The organism is Bacillus silvicola (assembly GCF_050524305.1).
Classification (GTDB): Bacteria; Bacillota; Bacilli; order Bacillales; family Bacillaceae_G; genus Bacillus_A; species Bacillus_A cereus_AT.
In genome coordinates this window covers 30,589-52,666 of record NZ_JBNGVC010000024.1, presented here as the reverse complement: position 1 = coordinate 52,666, position 22,078 = coordinate 30,589, and the positions used below count along the sequence as shown (strand labels likewise).

Genomic DNA, 22,078 nt, shown 5'->3' with positions numbered 1-22,078 from the left:
CTTATTTCCCTCCGCTATTGCTCTTGATTTCGTGGTAAATATCAGAGAAATTTTGTAAAAATTCTTCTTTAGAGTCTTCAAGTGCAATGATATTTTGCAATGCCCAAATATACTTTTCATCAGACCAAGAACGCTTTTGTCCTAAATAGTATTTATGTGCAATTGCACAGAATAAGTGAGGAAACGATAAATCGGTCCAAAGAACACGATATTGTTTTTCTGATAAGGAATTTTCTGAATCATATGCACTCAACATATGAATTGCTAAATTAGTATCCCAAACTGACATTTTTTTCATCACTTTATTTAAAAAGATACGTAGGTCCCTCACGGGTAAATCACTTGTAATAGAATGTAGCTCTTTCATAAACATAGCATCATCTATTTCTGCAAATCTTGCTAAAGTAAAATCTTGCTGACAAAAACTGTTAGATGCAATAACTTCTTTTGTCCATTGGTCAAAATATGGATCATTTATTTCTTGTAATGCTCTCTGACCACGTGCTAACATTTTATCGACGTACTCTAAAAACATAGTTGAAAATACATCATCTGGAAAGGAGAGTGCAATCCTTTTGTTTCCTTCTAATTCTTGTAATTTCCATCTGTATAATTTATGCCATTTACCTAATCGACCCCGAATTTTACTTTCTTGTATCGGAATATATCCTTCGGATGCTTGATGAAATTTACCTGCATATATTAGTACCTTCTCTAATTGTTCTTTATTATAATAAATAACTTCTTTCCCTTGATGCTTATCATATAGTACATACGCATACTCACCAGATCCAATACAAAAGCCCCCTCTTTTTGTGTTATGAATTTTTGTAATTGGCAATCCATTTTGAAGGAGATGTAAATGTGCTCCAGCAATAAAAAGCATCCTTTTGGGGTGCATATGTGCTTGTTTTAATATTTTTAATCCTTCTTCTGTTTCAACTTCCCAAATTGTTCTCCCACTTCTGCTTGACTGTAAAATGATATTACTTACCTCAAATGGATAAAAGCTAAGGACCTTTTTTAAATGTTCACTCTCTAATCCAGTCGTTTCTTCCAACTTTCATCACCCTCCTCTTAAATTTTATAAAACTTCCCCATACACTTTCATTAAATCCGTGGCAACTCGGTTCCAATTAAATTCTTTTTCGACCTTCGCACGTCCATATTTCCCTATCTGTTTTCTTTTATTTTCGTTATTTAAAAGATTAATTATCTTTTCTGCATATGCATCAGGATTCTCAAAGTCATTGACAATATATCCATTTTTTCCTTCTTCAATAACTTCAGGATTACCGCCTCGATTACTTGTAATAATTGGTAACCCCGCTGCCATTGCTTCGTAATGCACCCTAGCAAGAGGCTCTTGCCACTGTGAAGAGCAAACAAAAATATCTGACATAGCATAAAGTGTTGAAATATCCTTTGGCTTAACAAATTTAATAAAGACTACATGTTCTGGAAACATTGCACCTAAGGTATATAAATGTTTTACATAATTATTTACATTGTTATCTCCAAACCATTTTGAACCAATAAAAACCATTACAATGTCTGGATTTTTCTCAATTATTTTAGGAAGAGCTTGTAGCAAAATATGAGGACCTTTTACTTTGCTCAAGCGTCCAACAAACAAAACTATTTTTTTATTTTGTAAATTCAACTGTTTTAGCACATGACTTTTAACTTTTGTACCATTCACGGTCCACGAAGGATAATATTCATTTACATCTACACCAGAATATACTGTTCTTGTCTTTGCTTTTGCAGTTTGAAAGCGCGAGGTAATTGTTTTTCCTATATAATCACTAACTGTTACAATTTTGGAAGCAGCCGCAATACATGCTTCGCCCTCTTTATCACTTATTTTTTCGTATGCAAACATTTCATTATGCACACTTAACACGAATTTGGTCTGTGGTGCCGCCTCACGTAAAATTGTAATCCAATTGGGACGATTACATAGATGAACCACATCATATTTTTCCTGTTTCAAATGTTTAATAATATAAGGCAGATACTCCTCTTCTGGAAAACGTATATACCTTACACCTTGATTTTTTTCTTCTGATTTTAAATTAGGATCTGTTATAGAAATAACTGTCACATTTTTTCCATTTGAAGCAATAATGGAAGCAACAGAATCTATATAAATTTGAATAGCTCCACCTCGTACAGCTGGTACGGGTAGCTTTTCAGTCGATATTATCGCAATTTTCATTAAATCGCCTCCCTGTTTCATAAAATACAACTTTCTTCATATGTTACGAAGAAACCCTTATGTTTGTGAGTTATCAAGCATTTTTTCATCTTTTATAATTAAATTTGGTAAATAGTACTTTTTTTCTTAAAGGCAAATGGCTAGAGCAAAAATGGTCATGCACCATACAGTAATAAGAGAGTATAAAAGGATGGTGGTATATGTGGAGAATCATAATGAAGAAGCGGTGTATACATTATCGCCCGAAGAGGAGCAAAAATTAGTAGCATTGGCAGAGACAATGATTCAACATTGGGACATTCAAGCGACTACAATCGAATTAATACAAGGTGGACAACTAGCCTTAGTATGGAAAATTCATACTACAGATGGACCATTTTGCTTAAAGAGAATTCATCGCCCTGAAAAAAAGGCTTTATTTTCCATTCATGCTCAAGATTATCTTGCCAAAAAAGGCATGCGTGTTCCGAGCATAATTCCAAGCAAAGTGAATCAGTTATATACAAAACACGGTCCATTTTTATTTGTTGTTTATGAGTGGATTGAGGGAAGACCGTTTGAGCTTACAATGCAAGAAGACCTTGAAATGATTATGAAAGGGTTAGCAGATTTTCATGTAGCTTCTATTGGCTACAAACCGCCACCAGGCATACCTATCTTCACAAAACTGGGACGTTGGCCCAATCATTACATTAAAAGATTTCAGCAGATGGAGATTTGGAAAAATTTATCCGCAACTATGCCGGATGACCCATTTTCACAATTGTATTTGGCTGAAATTGATGCTTTCATTTTAGAAGCAAAACATACACACCAAAGACTATTGGAATCTGAATATACAAAATGGACTGATGAATTACAAACATTCCCCAATTTATGTCATCAAGATTATGGAACAGGAAATTCCTTATTAGATCCAAGCAATCAAATTTGGGTAATTGATTTAGATACAGTTTCTTACGATCTCCCTATTCGAGACTTGCGTAAAATGATTATTCCCCTACTAGATACAACTGGTGTTTGGAATGCAGACCAATTTCAAATTATGATTAACGCATATGAGTCAGTTTCCCCTTTAACAGCAGAGCAGAAGAAAATTATGTTTATTGATATGTTATTTCCATATGAATTGTATGATGTGATTCGTGAAAAATACGTCAGAAAATCACCATTACTTGCTAACGAACTTGCTGAAGCTATGGAATATGAAAGGATAAAGTCAAAAGCTTTAAATATATTAATAGAGGAATTTTAATACACAATACAAACAGTTCTAGGGCAAAGATTACTGTTATCTCTTTTCGACAGAAGACTCCCTCCTCAAAAATGTGAAGGTGTGGAATACCAATTTTAGGTGGGAGATGAATGTCGGTAGGCGTAAGCCTACGTTTTTTCATTTTTACTAGAATCAAGAATAAGAAGCTTTAATTACGAGAACCATTGGTTACGGTTGTTTTAAATTTAATCGGTTTTTTGCTATGTGGAATCATACTTATAAAGAAGCGGGGAAAGGATTAACGTATCATTTTTTCTCTGACGAGCTTACTCAATTAAAAAAGAAAATGGTACGGGAAGAAAATTGTTGTTATATCAAAAGCGTTTATTTTTAGTCAGTTATGTTCGAATTGCATTTACCAAAATAAAGACTTTAAAAATCTTAATCATTGTGAATGTGATTACCTTTCTTGCAGTACACATAACGATAGGGATGTTAACGCAGGACTAAACCTTAAAAACGAAGCTATCCCTCTCTTAACTACAGGGATAGCTTAATCAATTAGAACCGTTAGAAGGTTAAGTGGCTTTTAGTTCAGCAAAGTTCTGTTACGAGGATTATTTAATAGAGGCATAGAACTTACACAGACTGTTCAATTCCAAATTATGATACACTTCCAAACAAAATATGTACAAGCTGACTTTATTTTTGGTAGAGTAGCTATTCCTGATTATGAAAGGTATATTCAAAAAAACTTAAGTGTCCTTGAAAGGTTATGAGAATGAATTGAACTACCCCCACTTAACGACCTTGCGGCTCGTTTGAAGTGGGAGATTCCTGCGAACACCGATGTATCCACCAGTTATCTTAGCAGGCTCTGCCCATAGTTCCTACGGTGAGAACTGGAATGTATTGTACGTTGACTCACCACGCCCCCTACTTTAGCTTGGTTTTCGCAACTTTGGCAAGCGTGGGACGATAGAACGTTGAAGATTTTACGATTGCAACGATATTTCTGCAACCAACCTCATATCTTCAGTTTTCAAAGAGCAATCTGTACAAGTATATGGTAGCAAATATTTTGGCTTACGCCAACCGACATTCATCTCCCATTTACTCACTAGGCTGTGGCCCTTCACGTTCCTTGAGGAAGGAGTCTTCTTGGCTAAAATGATAGATAGCTGTATTTTTCCCTTTCACATGACACTACTCTATTGGGGAATACATGTCCCTCTAAAAAAGAGTTTGTAAAATAGCCCCTTCAATATAGTATTTTTAGCAATTTTCTGTGTGCAAATAAAAAGAGCATCCACAATTGCTAGATGCTCCTATATATATAGTGGCTTCCCCCACACTTTAGTATATGCTTGTCATTCTCAAAAGGTGTAGCAAAAAGAAACCTTATTAGGGGCCTTCTAAAAATATAAGGGGTAACTCTAACGTACAGATTAATATTTCACGATGTCGCTGCTATTATGTGCTTGATATTACTTAATATGCATGAATTTAACATTCCGATCCCTAAAGAGGCAAGGAGTGTCAATCTAAAATATATTGGAATTAACAAAGAAGAAAAAGATAATATTCTTGATACATTTTCGATTTAATTTTGCCATATAATATAAATCAACATTAAAAATCACTCTTTACCCTATTGTTTTTTACATTTTAACGAGAAAACTATTTTACATCACCAATTGCTTGAATAGACTCAAGTCTAACATTAATTTTGTTCGGAAAACCTATAATATTACCAGTTGAATTACTTGCTACTTCTACATTGGGTCCAATAACAGTAACTAAATTTTGACTCACATTCATTACAAAACCTTTAATGTGAATTTCTTCTAAAAACAATGCAGTACGTAAATGAAGCAACTGATAGGCATATAAAAGTTCTCTAATCTCATTTGTTAATTCTGCAAAATTATTACTAGAACTATTCACTACTGAATGATTAGAAGAAGATCCCTTTAATTTTAAAGAGGTGTTAGAGGACATTTTTGATTTTAATAAAACATCAGAAGATTTTTCTGATTCTAATAAAGTATCAAAATTCCTTCCTGATTTAAATGGAGCGATAAGAGGAATCGGATTTATATCAATCAATCTAAATTTACGTTTACCATTATCAGAATTAAAACAAAACTGACACACCTATACCCCTCCTATAATAAGTATGTATTATATAGTAAACACATTATACAAAAATGTACTGGGTATTTATAATACCCAGTACATTTTTAATTTATTATGCTCCTCGATCATCACTTACCGCTAAAATGCTAGCAATCATAACACTAATTTGGTTTGGATTTTCAAGAGTTCCACCGTTCGCATTACTTTCTACTTCAATAGCTTCCCCATTACCACGACGAAGAGTAACAAAATTTGTTCCAATTTGTGTAATAATTCCTTCTACGTGAAATGATGGCAAAAATAATACAACTCTTGCCCCAACCAATTGAAATGCTTGTAACAAAGTTAGAATTTCATTATTATCCATTCTCTATCACCTTCCTTTACTTCTAATTTTGACACCTAACAATGTAACTCTATTAAATTAACTTATTATTAGTTATCAAAATAGAATATGTTCGAGCATAAGAATTGAAATAGACAAGTTGGCAAAATTTTTAGTAATACATTATTAGGACATAATGTTTAAGGGATAATACATAAAAAGATCCTTATTAAACAAATTTCAAAATTACATAAAAATTCCACACTTAACTAGACTCATATACTCACACCATCCTTTCTAGACGAGCATAAGATGTACTGACGAACGAAAGGGGGTAATTTTATGGGTTTTGGTTTTGGTGGAGGTTGTGATTTTAACAGATGTGATCATCATAGACGAGAACATCACAGAAAAGAAGAAAGAGAAGACAATAGAAGAGAAATGAATAACAATCCAGAGTTATTACAATTCTTAAGAACATTAACTCCTGGTACTTGTATTGTTATTCAATATGATTGTCAACCACCTACAAGTGCAACATTCCAAGGTTTTCAAGGAAACAACGTAATCATTTTATCTGACTTTGATTGTTTCCCGGGATTAGCACGTATTGCAATTAACAAAATTAACGTAATCTCTATAAATTCACCTGATTGTGATCGTTTCTGTTGTAAACGTCGCAGACATTGTAAAGAACATGAACATGATCATAGAGAAGATTAATAAGTTTTAATTAAAAGAAAAAGCTTTCCCTTAATTTATAAGCCAATTTGCAAAAAAAACACCTATTAAAATGGAGTGACCCCTGTCAAGTAGACAGTATTCAAAAAACACAATTAAGCAACCTGAGTTCTATATTTATATGGACTCAGGTTATTTAGTTTCTTTTGGAACCTGTGGTGATTATAAAAGTATATATATTTGCGCACAGCAAACTTAACCTCATCAGCTGTGCGGAAAGAGTATAGGTGAAAACACTCTGACTTAAAGTGACTGAAGAAGCTTTCTATACAAGCATTGTCCCAACAGTTCCCCTTTCTGGACATACTAGCCTTCATCTGATATTTTTTGAGTAGTTGAGTATATTGACGAGATGTGTACTGGAACCCCTGATCACTATGCAGGAGAATCCCTTTCACGTTTCGTTTTTTTCTTGCCTTTTTAAGTGTGTCTAGTACTAGTTTCAGGTCATTTCTACGGCTAATTTCATAGGCAACAATTTCATTGTTGTATAGGTCTTTAATAGCGGATAAGTACAATCTCTGTCCATTGAAAATCAAATAGGTAATATCTGTTACCCATTTTTCGTTTGGTTTGGAAGCTTGAAAATCCCTGTTCAGATGGTTATCTGAAATCACGTAAGCCTCTTTCTTCCCGTAATAAGGTCGTTTTCTCCTAATAATGGCTTTGATACCTAGTTCACCCATCAACCTTTGTATACGTTTGTGATTAAAATGAAGGTTATAAGTAGCTTTCAGCCAAACTTGTACTCTCCTGTATCCATAAATCCCTTTAAGTTTTTTATGACACTCCAATACCTTCTTTTTTATTTCGGTATCCTCCAATTGTTTTTCAGAAGGCATCAACTGTCGCTTTATCCATTTGTAGTACCCACCTCTAGTTACTCCAGCGATATCACATAGAATGGTAACTGCATAACCTTTTTCTGATAGCCCTTTGATGGCTTCAAACTTCTTCGTTTTTGGTACAGATTCCACTCCTCCTTTTACATCCCTAAGAGCTTTTTTAACATTTCATTCTCCGCTTCTAATCGTTTCATTTTAGCTTCTGGATCTTCTGGATTGGTTTTTGGTCTACCTATACCTGGACCTTTCGTTTTACCACGTTTTTCTTCTAGTCCTTTGATACCTTCAGCTTCAAAGTGTTTCACCCAACGTCTTACTACCGAGTGATCAATTCCTAATTCTTTAGCAACCGTTTTGTATCCCATTCCTTCTTTCAAGTATAAATCTACTGCTTTTTTCTTAAATTCTATATCATAAGTTACTCTAATTTTGCCCATAGAAAAATCCCCTCCATAGTAAACAGATTAATGTGCTTTCTTTTTACTGTCTACTATAAGGGGATCATATCAAAAAATAGGTGTTTTTTTTTTCTAAATTTACTGAACTGAACATAAATAACAAACCATTTCATATAGCGGACATATACTATTGTAAGGTCGGCATCCAAATGACCCAAATAAATACCCATGCCAAGAAATAAAACTACAAAGTATTTCTTGGCACCTTTTACATAAAATAAATAAATGTATTAAAAATGTACAAACCTAATTAAAAACCTACACATATAATGTATTCTACCTTTCTAATTAACTCTTTAAAGGGATTTATCTTATATAAATCCCTTCTTTTTAAGTATTTAAATACTTTATTTAATCTACATAACATAATAATTCCTAAAAAAATAAGATAAGAGCTTTCCCCTATCTTTTACTTATATTTATTTAAAATGCTATTAAATTACTCGTTGAACACTAATAGCATCTAGGCTTGTCATATTAATATTCGCTGTAGCATCCACCCAAATAAGAAATCCAGCCTCTATGCGAATAAAGACTCCTATTCCATCGATCGGATCTCCACCTGAAAAAACTCTAATTTTGTCGCCTTCCCGTAAACCATTTAATCTTCTTCGTCCTTCAAAATTTCTCAATTCTCTTGCTTCCTCACGGTCTCTGTTTCTTCGGTTTCTTTTACATTCATCACATTCACATCTACGTTCAAAAGACATTTAACATAACCCCTTTTTCCTAAAAAGCTTATTTGTACTATATATTATGAAAGAAATAAATTAATGGAGTAGATGTTCTTCCTCTATCAAGTGCCCAATTAACTAATTTATCAAAAAAAAATTACTAATTTCAACAATTGTACAAGCCATTTTGTATTACTTACATACATTAACAATGAGATGATAATCATCTTATACCCCAAAACCCTAAATTACCTGTTCGGTAACTATCTTTAAAAGATAGAAAAAAGGACAGTTGAAAACTGTCCTTTTTTATTATTTACAAAGATATATATTTGGGAAATTAAACACCTCTTACTAATAAATACATATATTAGGTTCTGGTCCAAAATCAGAATGTTTTTATCAACCAGCTGTTTGGATTAACTGCTTAACAGGTGATTCCGTTAGGAATCCTTGATTCTTTTTTATTTATCATCTTTTTGCACCAGACCCAAATATCCTGCTTCACGCGCGATATGATCTACTAATAACAGAAAATTAAAACCCTTCACCTTACAATTAACAATTAAAAGTAAAAGGTTTCTTTTATAATTACGAAAGACATAAACTAGCTGAATACTTTCCTCATTTAATTATCTAACCGCTTGAACAGTTTGAGGAACAGAAAATGCTTTTTGTAAATGGTGGTCAAACAGATGAAAAAATTTCTCTACTTGTTGAATTAAATTTTTATCATTCCGATTAAATCCCTCACTGAGGAAAAGAGCATGTTCCTTCATAATCCTTAACCAAAATCGATTTTCAGTTAAGGACCTTTCAATAAATAGTTGTTCTGTTAATGATTCTGAAGGTGCTGCTTTCAGTTCTGGTGGAAGCAACATAGCCCGTTGTGTATCCATGATAAAGTGTTCAGGAATAGGCTGATATTTAGACATAAAAACCCTTCCTTCCCCCTTAAAACCAACTACTATGCTATGTATAAAAATAAGTCCAATATAGTGTATTTAGAAGGTATAGTAATTTCTTTTAAGGTTTGTAATTATTAAAATAACAAACAAAAAACCTACACCTTAACAACACAAGGTTTTTTCGCATTAACTTTATTTATCACCTGGGGCGGGCTGATCTACCCCCTTAACACGGTGTTTATGCCCATTATCTTCCGTTGTATAGAAATCGTAATAATGAACATGCATCCCATTCCCAACTGGGATTGCTGGTCCAGAGTATGCCTTGTAATAATGCGTATGTCCATCCTCGAAGACAACATATCCTTGCGTATGATGTATATGTCCCCCATCTTGCGCTGGAATTGGTGGAGATGTTACATCTAAACATTGATGTACGTGCCCCGCTTCAACAGATGTATAATCTACTGAACCATGGTTATGCTTTGGTACAAATCCAGAAACAAAATCATCTTTTCCTACTCTGTCCATTGTATCCATTCCCCTTATACACAAAAATGAATTCTATAAACTAATATGCTACCAATATCAAGATTATCACCAACATTATTCTTCATTGATAGGCCCCTTCTTAATTACGTACATTTACAATTCAAAACTTTAATGAACTGATCTTTCTTCATACCACGGATTTAAGTGAATTAATACCTCTTATACTTCCGAATCCTGTTTCATAATAGTTGTTTTTATCTCTCTACAAATATCGTGTCCTTGCTGGATACTTAAATGTGCAGGAACACTAATCCTAACATCAATCAAAATATAGTGACCATGATCACGCGCACGCATTCTATCAATTCTTTTTACAGATTTCGGGATGTGGGAAAGCCCCTATCGGACTTTAGTCCGCCTTTAGGCATGGGATGAAAGCATCGTTTTTTCATAGAAAAACAGTTGTGTTTTGGTTATACTTGAACGCTAGACAAGCACAAGTCTTTAAAACGCCTATGTGTTCCTTGAAAACAAGATATCATATGGAGTTCGATAGCCGAATTCACGCTATCGGTAAAATGATATGTGTCGTCAAGAACAAGACGCTAAAACATATGAACACGCAACGATCTGTACGGTATGGTTATAGTACCGTAGCTCACGAACCTATACGGTCTGTCGTGAGAGTGGTGATGGCACACCGCAATCTTGCACGTCAGCGATACCAGAAATGGACTTCGCCTTTGGTAGCAAGAATCCCACTGACGTTAGTCAGCTTGCCCCTTTAGGGGGGGGAGTGTCAAATAAGGATGTTCTTGAATTATTTTCGGTTCTGGTGCAAGGATTGCATTTATTTGAAAGAGGTATATAGATTCCTAATGGAATCTATTCTTATCCAGCCATTCCGAATAGTTGATAAATAAACTTCATTTCATTTTGGACAGAATTGTCTCGTAAAATAAGTTGGCCTTTTTTAATGATATGCATCGCTTCTATTCCTGAAAGAATAGATTTAGCTGTACGAAAAGATTTCAATCCTAACATTGAACGAACTCTTTTTTTATAAAACGATGATCTTGCTCTACAATGTTATTAAGGTATTTTACCTGCCTTATTTGGATGCCTACAGGTATCTTTTTCTCTTTCTTCAACTCTTCAATCGCTATAGGATGGGCCGGGGTTTTGCCTACTGTAATCACACGGGGGTTTGAAACATGAAAAGACTGCAAATCTTTCTTGAAAAAACGCTTTGTAGCCCTATGATTTCTTGATTTTCATAAATGAAAATCAATTGTATTTCCTTTTGAATCAACAGTACGACATAGGTACATCCATTGACCTTTGACTTTCACATACGTCTCATCGACTCACCAAGAATCATTGGTTGATTTAAGATGACGTCGTACTCGCTTATCTAATTCGGGACCATATTGATGAACCCATCGCATGACAGTTGTATGAGCGAGGGATAGCCCACGTTCTTCCATCATTTCGACTAAATCACGAAAACTGAGGTTGTACCGTAGGTACCATCTCACGGTTAATAAGTTAATATCCGATTGATAATGTTTCCACTTGAATAGATTTCGCTTTTCCATACCAATCACATCCTTTTTTAGAGTACTAGTATCAGTATGTCCAAGTTTGATAGACCTTTTTCATATACTTCAAAGTTTTTGCACCAGAACCCAGTCAAGATATTTGTAAAAAAGACGTGGAGTTTTGAATAAAGCCGCGATGTTTATAAAAACAAAAAGTTAAGGTGAATTAGGAGAATCTCTATTTTGGAATGAAATTGATCAGGTTGTTTTAGTTGTTTATTTAAAGCGTTTAATACGTATTTATCTGAACAACCAATAAATAATTAAAAAGGAATTGTGGTGATGCTACATGTGAAGTTGCTGAATCTTAGCTTTCATGCTGCAAAAGTTCTTTGAGAGTGAGAAGAACTCTCATGGGCAAGGAACGTAGGATAAAAAGCGTAGAATCGATTATATGGAAAGGGTAAGATCCTATCATTAATATAAATGAATGTAAAATAACTAAAAAGAACTTAAATTCTTGACAGATAGAAAATAAGTTCTTTCTTTGTTAGTGGAGTTTTATTTAGCAGTGTGTTGGAGCACTATATAATATATGTATTTATTAGTAAGAGGTGTTTAATTTCCCAAATATATATCTTTGTAAATAAGAAAAAAGGACAGTTTTCGACTGTCCTTTTTTCTATCTTTTAAAGATAGTTAACGAACTGGTAATTTGGGATTTGGAGTATAGTAAGATGATTATCATCTCATTGTTAATGTATGTAAGTAATACAAAATGGCTTGTACAATTGTTACAATTAGTGATTTTTTTTTTGATAAATTAGTTAATTGGATGTTTGATAGAGGAAGAAAGTCTAATCAATTAATTCATTTCTTTCATAATATATAATGCAAATAACAATTTTTAGGAAAAAGGGGGTATATTAAATGTCTTTTGAACGTAGATGTGAATGTGATGAATGTAATAGAAACCGAAGAAGAAGAAGAGAACGTGAGGAAATAAGAGAACTGGTGGATTTTGAAGGACGAAGAAGATTAAACGGTTTACGAGAAGGCGACAAAATTAACGTTTTTTCAGGCGGAGATCAGATTGATGGAAGAGGAGTCTTTGTTCGTATAGAGGATGGATTTCTTATTTGGGTGGATGCTGCTGCTAATATTAATGTGACAAGCCTAGATGTTATTAGTGTTCGACGCGTAGCTTAATAGCATTTTAAATAATGTAAATTGAACATAATAGAATCCGAAAAAAAGTGATCATGAGGAGGTGAGAGAATTGGGTAATTTTGGAGAGCGAAGAAGATTAGATGGTTTACGAGAAGGCGACAGAATTAACGTTTTTTCAGGCGGAGATCAGATCGATGGAACAGGAGTCTTTATTCGTATAGAGGATGGATTTCTTATTTGGGTGGATGCTGCTGCTAATATTAATGTGACAAGCCTAGATGTTATTAGTGTTCGACGCGTAGTTTAATAGTAATTTAAATAACGTGAATGTGTTGAACGTAATAGAAGCCGATGAAGAAAGACTGTGAGGAGGTGGGAGAATTGGGTAATTTTGAAGGACGAAGAAGATTAGATGGTTTACGAGAAGGCGACAGAATTAATGTTTTTTCCGGTGGAGATCAGATCGATGGAACAGGGGTCTTTATTCGTGTAGAGGATGGATTTCTTGTTTGGGTGGATGCTGCTGCAAACATTAACGTGACGAGCCTAGATGTTATTAGTGTTCGACGCGTAGTTTAATAATACCTTAAATAAATATAGGTAAAAGATAAGAGTGGATAGCTCTTATCTTATTTTTTTAGGAATTATTATGTTATGTATATAAGTTGAATTAAAAGATTACAATCGAATGCATAATCGATCGATCACTTTTTCAGGTGTGCGATTTAATTCCTGAATAAAAGCCTGTACATTTTTTTGAATTTCATAAATCGATGAATAAAAAACATTATGAATGATGTCTGATTTGAGCCATTTCCATACCCCTTCAATTAAATTTAAATCGGGACTGTAGGGAGGTAAAAACACTAATTCTAAGCGATGACAGTGTTTCCTTAAAAGTGGTTGGATGAGCTTCGCATGATGAATACGCGCATTATCTAGAATAAGAGCTATTTTCCCGTTGGGATACAGTTCAAGTACATGCTGAAGAAAACGAAGAAATGCTTCGGCATCATACCGCTCCTCTTCTACACAAACTAACTCACCGGTTTCATAATTAAGTGTACCAATAAGTTTAACACCTTGGTGTTTCCCATAAGTAGGAATACTGCGTTGTTTTCCTTTTAAAAACCATGTATGCTGCAGTGCTTGGTAATCGCGGATCATGGACTCATCTTGAAACAGAAGATGGTCAATCTCCTCGTTTAAAAGTTTTTTTATAGGCGGGGAAGGTAACTTCCCTAAACTCTTGTTGTTTCACCGGGTCTGCTTTCGCTAATGTATACGTCGGTTTTGTGTAACTAAGCCCTAAATCATGTAAAAGTCGAGACACCCCGCGAAGTGTGTAACTTACGTTCCATTCTCTTTTAATGAAAGAAGCGATAATGGATAAAGTCCAATTATGTTTAGCTGGAAATCCAACATCAACGGGTAGATGAGATGCAATCACTTGAACTAACTCCTGTTCTTGTTCAGGGGCTAATTTACGTGGTGCTCCTGTTGATTGTCCCATGAGTAAGCCATGCAATCCTTTTTCTTTGTAAGCATTCACATAATTATAGATTGTTTTTTCAGAACGACCAATCATGTTCATTATTTCTTTTATAGAAAAGCCTTGTACATAGAAATAGATCGTTTGATAACGTTCATACATTCGTTTCGTTTTAGTCGTTTTCATTGCTACAAGTAGGCTTTCTTTTTCGTTTTGGTGTACATGTGTCATTTTGCTCCGCTCCATTTGTCAATATATGTTACTTATTATATTTCGACAAACAGTAGCTGTAACCTTTTAATTCAACTTATATAGATAAAATCTTAGAAAGAAGACGTACCATCAGTACGTCTTCTTTGATCTTAAAGGAATGATAGATAATTCCACCTGTAATCATGTTAGGAGACTTCATTCTAGAGTGGCAATCAATGTTGTAGGGTGGAATTACTATTCTTAATATATACCAAATGACATGTTTTTATGCGGAAGTTGGTTTATTGAGTCCACATAGACTCCAGTTATGGTAAAATATAGAGGACATATGTATAGTGAGATTCCAATTCTATTGATGAATTGGAATCATTTTTTACATTTAATTTTTTGTGGAGAGTAATCACGCATAAAAAGATACACGAATTGATCTAATTCTTGGCTACAGGCAAGAACAATGGGGTCTGTATATTCGTATGCCTTTACCAACTGTCGCAGTTGTTTCTTCTTTTCCTCAATTTGTTTTTGTAAGTGGAGAATATCAGATGTAGACATGGAAAACCTCTCTATTTCTACAGATTGAAATAAACTTTTTTATAGTATACGCAGTTTTTAAAAAATGAAAACGGTCACATAAGATGTGAGATATTCTATGTGTACAAAAGGAGGGCATTTCTTATGAAAGCAACAGGTATTGTACGAAAAATGGATGAGCTTGGTCGATTTGTTATACCGAGGGAAACGAGGCGTACACTCAACATTCACAAAAAAGACCCACTAGAAATATTTGTAGAAGGCGAAACGATTGTTCTACAAAAATATAAATCATATGGTACTTGTCCCATAACAGGAGAAATTTCTTCCCAGAATATCAAACTAGCGGATGGAAAGCTGACGTTAAGCCCAGAAGGGGCCAAACAGCTTCTGGAGGAATTAGAACAGTATCTCGAAAGAGCTTGAGAATAAGGGGGGAATCAAACGTTGGAAAGAAAACCACATGCACTTCAAAAGGAAAGACCAAAAGCTATGGTATCGCTTCAAGAACGGTTATTACAAGAAGCGATGCAAGAGAAAAAGAATGTGACGCTGATTTTATTGAAAGGTCTTCATATTAAAGGAACAATACAAGGATATGATGTATATTCGATTTTGATAGAGGCGGAAGGAAAGCAACAGTTTGTATATAAACATGCGATCTCTACAATTCGATTCTAAAATAAAACCGTAGCATGATTCCTACTGGATTCATGCTACGGTTAAAGAAATATTATTTAGCGTTTACAGCTTCTTTTAATGCTTTCCCCGCTTTAAAGGCAGGTGTTTTTCTCGCAGGAATGGTAAGAGCGTCCCCAGTCTGGAGTGACCCCTGTCAAGTAGACAGTATTCAAAAAACACAATTAAGCAACCTGAGTTCTATATTTATATGGACTCAGGTTATTTAGTTTCTTTTGGAACCTGTGGTGATTATAAAAGTATATATATTTGCGCACAGCAAACTTAACCTCATCAGCTGTGCGGAAAGAGTATAGGTGAAAACACTCTGACTTAAAGTGACTGAAGAAGCTTTCTATACAAGCATTGTCCCAACAGTTCCCCTTTCTGGACATACTAGCCTTCATCTGATATTTTTTGAGTAGTTGAGTATATTGACGAGATGTGTACTGGAACCCCTGATCACTATGCAGGAGAATCCCTTTCACGTTTCGTTTTTTTCTTGCCTTTTTAAGTGTGTCTAGTACTAGTTTCAGGTCATTTCTACGGCTAATTTCATAGGCAACAATTTCATTGTTGTATAGGTCTTTAATAGCGGATAAGTACAATCTCTGTCCATTGAAAATCAAATAGGTAATATCTGTTACCCATTTTTCGTTTGGTTTGGAAGCTTGAAAATCCCTGTTCAGATGGTTATCTGAAATCACGTAAGCCTCTTTCTTCCCGTAATAAGGTCGTTTTCTCCTAATAATGGCTTTGATACCTAGTTCACCCATCAACCTTTGTATACGTTTGTGATTAAAATGAAGGTTATAAGTAGCTTTCAGCCAAACTTGTACTCTCCTGTATCCATAAATCCCTTTAAGTTTTTTATGACACTCCAATACCTTCTTTTTTATTTCGGTATCCTCCAATTGTTTTTCAGAAGGCATCAACTGTCGCTTTATCCATTTGTAGTACCCACCTCTAGTTACTCCAGCGATATCACATAGAATGGTAACTGCATAACCTTTTTCTGATAGCCCTTTGATGGCTTCAAACTTCTTCGTTTTTGGTACAGATTCCACTCCTCCTTTTACATCCCTAAGAGCTTTTTTAACATTTCATTCTCCGCTTCTAATCGTTTCATTTTAGCTTCTGGATCTTCTGGATTGGTTTTTGGTCTACCTATACCTGGACCTTTCGTTTTACCACGTTTTTCTTCTAGTCCTTTGATACCTTCAGCTTCAAAGTGTTTCACCCAACGTCTTACTACCGAGTGATCAATTCCTAATTCTTTAGCAACCGTTTTGTATCCCATTCCTTCTTTCAAGTATAAATCTACTGCTTTTTTCTTAAATTCTATATCATAAGTTACTCTAATTTTGCCCATAGAAAAATCCCCTCCATAGTAAACAGATTAATGTGCTTTCTTTTTACTGTCTACTATAAGGGGATCATATCAGTCTGTGGGTTGCGTCCTTCACGTGCAGCACGTTCTCTTACTTCGAATGAACCGAAGCCAAGTAGCTGTACATGTTCCCCATTTTGTAGTGCATGTTGAATGGACTCTAATACTGCATCTACTGCAAGACTCGCTTGTGGTTTTGTTAGTTCGGATTGTATGGCAACTTGTTTGATTAATTCTGATTTGTTCATAAGGCACCTCTTATTGTTCTGTATACTTGTTTCAGTATAAAGGTGTAAATGAAATGGTGCAAGATAGTTTGTGAGATGTAAATTCTATAACAGAAAAATGTATTATATAGAGGGAATACTCTGTATAAAAGGAATGGGAGAGGAAAAAAGATGAAAACTGCCTTTTACACGGATCCAAAGGAATTAGAACGTGTTGCAGAAGTAGTAAGGGCATTAGCACACCCTGTCCGTCTCCAAATTGTACGTCAAATAATAAAGAAAAATTCATTAAATGTTTCTGAATTACAACGGTATCTCGCCATACCACAACCCACTGTTTCACAATATCTTGGCAAGTTAAAATTACATAAAGTCGTAGCATATGAGCGAAAAGGATTAGAAGTATTTTATCGAGTGGACGATGAAAAAGTGAAACAAATGCTGAAGATATTGCTAGGCTAAACAGATAGATTCGTTTATTTGCCTAGTCATGTGCGGATAAAAATAATGACCGAGGAGGGGATTATTCTATGGGCGAGAATTCACATTACAATTATATAACAATAAAAGAACTTATCTTTATTCATTTATATGTAACAGGGGAAGAAATTCCATCTTCACAAGCATTACAAATACTCAAACAGTTTGCTCCTGAAGAAATACCAGGTACAATCAGACAAACGCGTCGGTATCGCATACGGAAAAATGGAGAAGAATTGTTTGGATACTATAGAAAGAAACATCCGAAATTATTTGATAAGCAAAAGTTATACACGTATGAAGAGTTAAAACACCGAGCGGTGTATTACTGTTCGTCTCATTTGACGATTCACATGTAATTCAGGAAGCGCAGGAGAATGCTCTGCTTACTTAAATACTCCTGAAAATGGTTATTATATCCAATTCATTAGTCGAGAGGGATAAAAAACGAACGCCCAGATTCCTCTCTAACGAAAGATAAGGAGATTCTGAATGCGTTTTATTCTTGGAAGGCAAAGAGCTAAAATACAAGGAGATAAGAGGATGAAAAGATGGGTAGTAAATATTTCAGGTAGAAAGGGATATAAATCAGTGAGGATAGGTGCATATACAAGAAATTATATAAAATTTCACGTACCATAATGTTTATAAAAACAAAACACATCAAAAATGACAACAAGGGTTGCTTCTTCTCTCCTTCCTCCGCTACAATAGATATATACTTTCTTTGCCCATTCCCCCGAAAAAGGGGCATAACAAAAAAGATAGAATATGAAATAAGAAAGGTGACTCACTTTATGAATCAACCTTTAGTGAATTTACGAGTGGATTTTGCTTTTAAGCAATTATTTGGTGTACAAGGACAAGAGGAATTATTGGTTTCTTTTTTAAATGCAATCTTGCATGAATCCTTATCTATACCGATAGTATCGCTAAAAATTGAAGACCCACACCTCCATAAAGAATATGAAGAAGATAAATTATCCATACTAGATATATTAGCTACACTTCAAGATGGGACGAAGGTAAATGTAGAAATACAGTTACGAAATACACAAGAGATAGTAAAACGTTCCCTGTATTATTGGAGTAAATTGTATACATCTCAATTAGAGCAAGGGATGCCCTATCGTTCTTTACGAAAAACGATTGCGATTAATCTATTAGATTTTGATCTCTTTCCTCAATATGATGACATGCATACAGTCGGACAATTTTGGAGTCAACAACACAAGGAAGTGTTACTCGAAGATTTAGAAATCCATTTCATTGAAATTTCGAAATTGCTACAGCAATGGAGAGAAGAAAAAATTAATCCGTGGGAAAATGAATTTGCTCGTTGGTTACTTTTACTACCAGCGCATGAAGATGAGCATTTGACCCACACACTGGAGGACATCGCTATGAAACAAGACCCGATGTTACAAAAGGCAATCCACAAATGGGAAAATATGAGTCAGAGTAGCTCTTTCCGTCTCGCATATGAAGCACGGGAAAAAGTGTTATTTGATGAACAAGCAAAATTAGCACATGCTCGTGAGGTTGGTATAGAAGAAGGGAAAATCCAATTAATCCGTGGCATGCATAAAAATGGCATGGATATAGAAGATATTGCGAAGTTTACGAATATGGAACTGTCGGAAATACGCAATATTTTAGACAACTAAAGTGTACGGTACACTTTAGTTGTTCCACTGGAGCTTCTAAGCCTAAAGAACTAATACTTAAAAGTAAATTGAATATTCAGAAATATATAGACCGAATGAACCTTTTTATGCTACACTTAGCGCAACCGATACTGTACTACCTTTTGCTCCCTGATTTGTATAACAAGTTAGGGAGCTTTTCGTATTTTTCATGTTCTACGACTATTCTTTCTACAGTGCAAAAGGTTCCATCGTTACATTTCTAAAGATAAACTTATACTATTTTAGTATGCCATAGAAATTGATTCTTTTCAAACTATTTTCCATGTGAATGCTGATTTGCATATTCTACATAACGCTTTACTGATAAATGAGAAAGGAATCCTGTTCTTTTTATGATTTTCTCTGTAGACATATTCCTTTCTAGACAGCGTAGAATATAGGTATTCCGTAAGTGCTGTGCTGAAATTCCTTTTCTCAGTTGCGCTCTGGCTACTTCTAATCGAATCATCTTTTGTACAGCAATGGCTGTTAGTGCTTTCGGAGCATCATTGTCATACACCCAACGAAATGTCCCTCGTGTAAAATCAAATGCAACCAATAACGGATCTGTACTATGATATCTAGGACGAACAGGTTCAGGTATCGTTTTATAGTACGTAAATAAACGTATCTTATCCTCTTCCTTTAACATGACCCTTCTCTCAGTCCCTTTGTTATGTAAAACAGTAATCATGTTCTTTCCAAAGTGCACCTGTTTCATCTGTAACGATACGAGTTCTTGTAGTGTGAGCCCATAATCCAAAAGAAGTGATAGGATGGATACATTTCGATCTATGAGAAGCGGTCGAACGGAAAGTTGTTCTTCTGACAATCCTTCAGGAGAAGAAAAAATGTTTTTCAGTTTTTTCTCTTCTTCCTTCGTAATAAAGTCCTCCTTGCGTAGGGACCGATTCGGTGGAGTGATTCCCTGCATTTCTACAATAGGACTTGGAATATCCAAGAACTGATACAATTTCTTTAACACGACTGCAATACGATGAATGGTTTTCTCTCCATACTTTCGTTTGTATATGAGTTCCTGAAAATAGGCTTCAAAATCCTCTTTATCTATCTTGTTCCATACGTTCTTTTCTTGAAAACGATTCGATGTTTGCAGCCATCTTCCAAAGTCCTCAATATCATAGACATATCGTTTAATTGTGGATGCCTTTCTTCCACGACTAGATAAGAAAAAAGAAAAATTTTGTAAGGTATCCTCAAATTCTTTTTTATTCATGTACCTATCACCTCGCTTTTTCTGTATGATCTTATTCCTGTACAATTTTCATTTCAGCTTAGCCGGGTATTTCCAATCTCGCTTATCTTGTTTATCAGGTTTTATTTTTGGCTTCTTTCGCTCTATTTTGTTCTTCACCTGATTTTGTTGTTCTAATGTATCTAACTTTGTTTGCATTTTCTCCATCTGTTCTTTTACTTCTTTAAGCTCCAACTTGATTTCTGATAGCAACCTTAAAATTGCATCACCTTTATTCATAAAAATAACCTTCCTTTTTAGGATGAATATTTTCTCAATATAAAAAAGATTTAATTTTCAGTATTTTTCGATATAATAAAGAAGAATAACTGTCATTATTCCCTTCTCAAAGGACGGACTATGCCAATAGAACCGTTCTTTTTTGTGTTAATATTTTTTATTATCTAGAAATTAATTATACTATGAATTTGAGTGACTTTCATTTCATCTTTTATCTATGGGCAGATTATTTCCATAGTCTGTTCTTTTCGTTCGTAAAGGTACACTTTTACAAACATGCGTAATCTTCATAAAAAATATTTGTAAACCTTCAATTAAAAATTTACGGATGTTCATTAATTTCTCATACGTTTACGAATGAAATTAGACTCCCAAAAACGATTATTTTTGGGACAATTTTATATTGATCGTTTTTTGTTATTTTTTTGTCGAAAACTTCTCCCAAAACTCATAACAAAAACTATATCTCTTATACGTACGTTTATGGTACGATATATACATAAAGAGAGAACATTTCTATAAGGCGGTGAGTATAAAAAGTTAAAATTTCACTATTTAACAACAGAGGTGTAGTGGATCATGAAAATAGGATACGCAAGAGTAAGTACACAAGATCAGAACTTAGATATGCAAGTAGACGAATTACAAAAAAATGGATGTGAACGTATCTATCAAGAAAAAGTATCGGGTGCCAAACAGGATCGACAAGAATTAAAAATAGCTTTAGACATGCTTCGTGACGGAGACACTTTTATTATTTATAAACTTGATCGCCTAGCTCGATCTGTTAAACAGCTATATGAGATTATGGATATTATCCGCAAAAAAAACGTCCATTTTATTTCCTTGAAAGATAACATTGATACCTCTACAGCTTCAGGAAGAGCTATGTTCGGTATGTTTGCCGTTTTTGCCGAGTTTGAAAGAGATATTATTCGTGAAAGAACAGTTGCCGGATTAGATGCAGCAAGAGCAAGAGGAAGACAAGGTGGAAGACCTAAAAAGGATGAAAAGAAAATTCAGCAAGCTATCGAATTATATCAATCTAAAAAATTTACAGTTAAAGAAATCAAAGATATGACTGGTGTTTCCAGTTCCACCCTATATAGGGAAATGAAAAACGAAGAAGAATAACGAAAAAAGCCCTCTTCTAA

General features: G+C 34.5%; 25 protein-coding genes and 6 pseudogenes. 12 read left to right on the top strand and 19 right to left on the bottom strand.

Annotation, left to right across the window (positions count from 1 at the left end; all coding sequences use genetic code 11):
* Nucleotide 1: 1 nt before the first annotated feature.
* Complete coding sequence (cotS, locus tag ACP6L7_RS35600; RefSeq protein WP_012260011.1) at nt 2–1,060, bottom strand: spore coat putative kinase CotS; 1,059 nt, start codon at nt 1,058–1,060, stop codon at nt 2–4.
* A gap of 24 nt (nt 1,061–1,084) precedes the next feature.
* Complete coding sequence (locus ACP6L7_RS35595) at nt 1,085–2,221, bottom strand: glycosyltransferase family 4 protein (RefSeq protein WP_097833036.1); 1,137 nt, start codon at nt 2,219–2,221, stop codon at nt 1,085–1,087.
* A gap of 151 nt (nt 2,222–2,372) precedes the next feature.
* Here ACP6L7_RS35595 and cotI point away from each other — a divergent pair, with 151 nt between their 5' ends.
* Nucleotides 2,373–3,476 (top strand): spore coat kinase CotI, encoded by a 1,104-nt coding sequence (gene cotI, locus ACP6L7_RS35590; RefSeq protein ID WP_016119603.1) that lies wholly within the window; start codon nt 2,373–2,375, stop codon nt 3,474–3,476.
* A gap of 299 nt (nt 3,477–3,775) precedes the next feature.
* A pseudogene (locus ACP6L7_RS35585) lies at nt 3,776–3,994 on the top strand (zinc ribbon domain-containing protein); the annotation flags it as partial.
* A 1,123-nt stretch (nt 3,995–5,117) separates the two neighbouring features.
* On the opposite strand, the gene ACP6L7_RS35580 reads toward ACP6L7_RS35585, so the two are convergent.
* Both ACP6L7_RS35580 and ACP6L7_RS35575 read right to left on the bottom strand, forming a co-directional pair.
* Nucleotides 5,118–5,594, bottom strand: coding sequence for a hypothetical protein (locus ACP6L7_RS35580; RefSeq protein ID WP_430529866.1), 477 nt, complete (start codon nt 5,592–5,594; stop codon nt 5,118–5,120).
* Nucleotides 5,595–5,688: 94 nt separating this feature from the next.
* Nucleotides 5,689–5,943: a hypothetical protein gene (locus ACP6L7_RS35575; RefSeq protein WP_264541442.1), complete on the bottom strand. Its 255-nt coding sequence runs from the start codon at nt 5,941–5,943 to the stop codon at nt 5,689–5,691.
* 300 nt (nt 5,944–6,243) lie between these two features.
* On the opposite strand from ACP6L7_RS35575, the gene ACP6L7_RS35570 reads away from it, so the two are divergent.
* On the top strand, nt 6,244–6,624 hold the full coding sequence (locus ACP6L7_RS35570) for a hypothetical protein (protein ID WP_430529865.1): 381 nt from the start codon (nt 6,244–6,246) through the stop codon (nt 6,622–6,624).
* 113 nt (nt 6,625–6,737) lie between these two features.
* Here ACP6L7_RS35570 and ACP6L7_RS35565 read toward each other — a convergent pair whose 3' ends face one another.
* The 7 genes and pseudogenes from ACP6L7_RS35565 to ACP6L7_RS35535 form a co-directional block, all read right to left on the bottom strand.
* Complete coding sequence (locus ACP6L7_RS35565) at nt 6,738–7,619, bottom strand: IS3 family transposase (RefSeq protein ID WP_430528867.1); 882 nt, start codon at nt 7,617–7,619, stop codon at nt 6,738–6,740.
* Between the two features lie 8 nt (nt 7,620–7,627).
* Nucleotides 7,628–7,924, bottom strand: coding sequence for a transposase (locus ACP6L7_RS35560; protein WP_000516528.1), 297 nt, complete (start codon nt 7,922–7,924; stop codon nt 7,628–7,630).
* 455 nt (nt 7,925–8,379) lie between these two features.
* The gene (locus ACP6L7_RS35555; protein ID WP_327819350.1) at nt 8,380–8,655 is read right to left on the bottom strand and encodes a hypothetical protein; all 276 of its coding nucleotides are present in this window, start codon (nt 8,653–8,655) and stop codon (nt 8,380–8,382) included.
* 458 nt (nt 8,656–9,113) lie between these two features.
* Nucleotides 9,114–9,554: pseudogene (locus ACP6L7_RS35550) on the bottom strand (DUF2935 domain-containing protein); the annotation flags it as partial.
* 165 nt (nt 9,555–9,719) lie between these two features.
* A complete protein-coding gene (locus ACP6L7_RS35545; RefSeq protein WP_097833031.1) occupies nt 9,720–10,058 on the bottom strand; it encodes a YmaF family protein in 339 nt (112 codons plus the stop codon).
* A 180-nt stretch (nt 10,059–10,238) separates the two neighbouring features.
* Nucleotides 10,239–10,394 (bottom strand): annotated as a pseudogene (locus ACP6L7_RS35540) (cation transporter dimerization domain-containing protein); the annotation flags it as partial.
* A 516-nt stretch (nt 10,395–10,910) separates the two neighbouring features.
* A pseudogene (locus ACP6L7_RS35535) lies at nt 10,911–11,617 on the bottom strand (IS6 family transposase).
* Between the two features lie 873 nt (nt 11,618–12,490).
* Here ACP6L7_RS35535 and ACP6L7_RS35530 point away from each other — a divergent pair.
* From ACP6L7_RS35530 to ACP6L7_RS35520, 3 genes and pseudogenes are all read left to right on the top strand, one after another.
* Entirely contained in the window at nt 12,491–12,769 is a 279-nt protein-coding gene (locus ACP6L7_RS35530) for a hypothetical protein (RefSeq protein ID WP_097833030.1), read from the top strand.
* A 52-nt stretch (nt 12,770–12,821) separates the two neighbouring features.
* A pseudogene (locus ACP6L7_RS35525) lies at nt 12,822–13,037 on the top strand (hypothetical protein); the annotation flags it as partial.
* A 74-nt stretch (nt 13,038–13,111) separates the two neighbouring features.
* Nucleotides 13,112–13,309, top strand: coding sequence for a hypothetical protein (locus ACP6L7_RS35520; protein WP_097833029.1), 198 nt, complete (start codon nt 13,112–13,114; stop codon nt 13,307–13,309).
* 99 nt (nt 13,310–13,408) lie between these two features.
* Here ACP6L7_RS35520 and ACP6L7_RS35515 read toward each other — a convergent pair.
* A protein-coding gene (locus ACP6L7_RS35515; protein ID WP_430529657.1) for an IS630 family transposase occupies nt 13,409–14,453 on the bottom strand; the annotation gives its coding sequence in 2 pieces (ribosomal slippage) (nt 13,409–13,957 and nt 13,959–14,453; 1,044 coding nt in all).
* A gap of 348 nt (nt 14,454–14,801) precedes the next feature.
* Nucleotides 14,802–14,987: an aspartyl-phosphate phosphatase Spo0E family protein gene (locus tag ACP6L7_RS35510; RefSeq protein ID WP_430529864.1), complete on the bottom strand. Its 186-nt coding sequence runs from the start codon at nt 14,985–14,987 to the stop codon at nt 14,802–14,804.
* A gap of 123 nt (nt 14,988–15,110) precedes the next feature.
* Between ACP6L7_RS35510 and ACP6L7_RS35505 the strand changes: the two genes are divergently transcribed.
* Nucleotides 15,111–15,392: an AbrB/MazE/SpoVT family DNA-binding domain-containing protein gene (locus tag ACP6L7_RS35505; RefSeq protein ID WP_078205736.1), complete on the top strand. Its 282-nt coding sequence runs from the start codon at nt 15,111–15,113 to the stop codon at nt 15,390–15,392.
* 21 nt (nt 15,393–15,413) lie between these two features.
* A complete protein-coding gene (hfq, locus tag ACP6L7_RS35500; RefSeq protein WP_043938451.1) occupies nt 15,414–15,647 on the top strand; it encodes an RNA chaperone Hfq in 234 nt (77 codons plus the stop codon).
* Nucleotides 15,648–15,699: 52 nt separating this feature from the next.
* Here the strand turns inward: hfq and ACP6L7_RS35495 are convergent.
* From ACP6L7_RS35495 to ACP6L7_RS35480, 4 genes and pseudogenes are all read right to left on the bottom strand, one after another.
* Nucleotides 15,700–15,786 (bottom strand): annotated as a pseudogene (locus ACP6L7_RS35495) (HU family DNA-binding protein); the annotation flags it as partial.
* 43 nt (nt 15,787–15,829) lie between these two features.
* Nucleotides 15,830–16,711 carry an IS3 family transposase gene (locus ACP6L7_RS35490; RefSeq protein WP_430528867.1) on the bottom strand — a complete coding sequence of 294 codons (882 nt, stop codon included), beginning with the start codon at nt 16,709–16,711 and terminating at the stop codon, nt 15,830–15,832.
* A gap of 8 nt (nt 16,712–16,719) precedes the next feature.
* Nucleotides 16,720–17,016, bottom strand: a complete 297-nt coding sequence (locus ACP6L7_RS35485) for a transposase (RefSeq protein WP_000516528.1) — start codon at nt 17,014–17,016, stop codon at nt 16,720–16,722.
* 53 nt (nt 17,017–17,069) lie between these two features.
* Nucleotides 17,070–17,282: an HU family DNA-binding protein gene (locus ACP6L7_RS35480; RefSeq protein ID WP_430529863.1), complete on the bottom strand. Its 213-nt coding sequence runs from the start codon at nt 17,280–17,282 to the stop codon at nt 17,070–17,072.
* Between the two features lie 150 nt (nt 17,283–17,432).
* Here ACP6L7_RS35480 and ACP6L7_RS35475 point away from each other — a divergent pair, with 150 nt between their 5' ends.
* The 3 genes from ACP6L7_RS35475 to ACP6L7_RS35465 all read left to right on the top strand — a co-directional run bounded on the left by ACP6L7_RS35475 (nt 17,433) and on the right by ACP6L7_RS35465 (nt 19,408).
* The gene (locus ACP6L7_RS35475) at nt 17,433–17,723 is read left to right on the top strand and encodes an ArsR/SmtB family transcription factor (RefSeq protein ID WP_006919890.1); all 291 of its coding nucleotides are present in this window, start codon (nt 17,433–17,435) and stop codon (nt 17,721–17,723) included.
* Between the two features lie 68 nt (nt 17,724–17,791).
* Nucleotides 17,792–18,100, top strand: a complete 309-nt coding sequence (locus ACP6L7_RS35470) for a hypothetical protein (RefSeq protein WP_427281338.1) — start codon at nt 17,792–17,794, stop codon at nt 18,098–18,100.
* A 438-nt stretch (nt 18,101–18,538) separates the two neighbouring features.
* Nucleotides 18,539–19,408, top strand: a complete 870-nt coding sequence (locus tag ACP6L7_RS35465; RefSeq protein ID WP_430529862.1) for an Rpn family recombination-promoting nuclease/putative transposase — start codon at nt 18,539–18,541, stop codon at nt 19,406–19,408.
* Nucleotides 19,409–19,703: 295 nt separating this feature from the next.
* Here the strand turns inward: ACP6L7_RS35465 and ACP6L7_RS35460 are convergent, their stop codons facing one another.
* On the bottom strand, nt 19,704–20,666 hold the full coding sequence (locus tag ACP6L7_RS35460) for a tyrosine-type recombinase/integrase (protein WP_430529861.1): 963 nt from the start codon (nt 20,664–20,666) through the stop codon (nt 19,704–19,706).
* A 48-nt stretch (nt 20,667–20,714) separates the two neighbouring features.
* Complete coding sequence (locus ACP6L7_RS35455; protein ID WP_098259403.1) at nt 20,715–20,924, bottom strand: hypothetical protein; 210 nt, start codon at nt 20,922–20,924, stop codon at nt 20,715–20,717.
* Nucleotides 20,925–21,503: 579 nt separating this feature from the next.
* Between ACP6L7_RS35455 and ACP6L7_RS35450 the strand changes: the two genes are divergently transcribed.
* The gene (locus ACP6L7_RS35450) at nt 21,504–22,058 is read left to right on the top strand and encodes a recombinase family protein (RefSeq protein WP_430529860.1); all 555 of its coding nucleotides are present in this window, start codon (nt 21,504–21,506) and stop codon (nt 22,056–22,058) included.
* Nucleotides 22,059–22,078: the final 20 nt, after the last annotated feature.